The organism is Hyphomonas atlantica corrig., from assembly GCF_000682715.1.
GTDB classification, from domain to species: domain Bacteria; phylum Pseudomonadota; class Alphaproteobacteria; order Caulobacterales; family Hyphomonadaceae; genus Hyphomonas; species Hyphomonas atlantica.
On record NZ_AWFH01000046.1, the window covers coordinates 1 to 902 of the forward strand.

Annotated in this window: 1 pseudogene; it reads left to right on the forward strand. The window is 57.8% G+C overall.

Going from position 1 to position 902, the window contains the following annotated elements:
• Positions 1-86 precede the first annotated feature (86 nt).
• Positions 87-902, forward strand: a pseudogene (locus tag HY36_RS18215) (transposase); the annotation flags it as partial.

Below are 902 nucleotides of genomic sequence, written 5' to 3' on the forward strand. Positions count from 1 at the left end.
TGTTCCCCGTCAGCGACCATGAGACAGATCGGCCAAATTGCTTAAGGAGGATTTCTGGCACATCGTAGCCCGCCAAGGGAGCGAAGATGAGACAGAAATCCGGGCCGGAAGGATCGGCCGAAAAACATGTGAAAGAGATACGCCGTAAGACCCGGCGCAAATTCTCTGCCGAAGAGAAGATCCGCATTGTTCTGGAAGGCCTGCGCGGAGAATATTCGATTGCCGAACTGTGTCGGCGTGAGGGGATCGCCCAGGGCCTTTATTACACCTGGTCGAAGGAATTCCTCGAAGCGGGAAAGAGGCGGCTCTCCGGCGATACCGAGCGCCAGGCGACGTCCGGTGAGGTGAGCGGCTTGAAGCGCGAGATGCGGGATCTGAAGGAAGTCGTGGCCGACCTGACGCTGGAAAACCGCATTCTGAAAAAAAGCGTGATCGGGGATGGGGAGGATACCGAATGAGATACCCTGCCTCTGAGAAGCTGGAGATCATCCGGCTGGTCGAACAATCACACCAGCCGGTGAAGAAGACACTGGAACAGATCGGCGTGTCGCGTCCGACCTTCTATCGCTGGTATGACCTTTACCGGCGGTTCGGTGAAGCCGGGCTTGAGGATCGGCGCAGCGGCTCCGGCCGGGTCTGGAACCGCATCCCGAACGAGGTGCGTCAGCAGGTACTGGAAATGGCCCTGGATCAACCGGAACTATCTCCCCGGGAATTGGCGGTGACGTTCACCGATGAGAAGCACTACTTCGTCTCCGAGGCCAGTGTTTACAGGCTTTTGAGGGCGCACAACCTGATCACGAGCCCGGCTTTCATCGTGATGAAAGCGGCTGATGAGTTCAGGGAGAAGACCACCGGGCCGAACCAGCTCTGGCAGACCGACTTCACCTATCTGAAAGTGA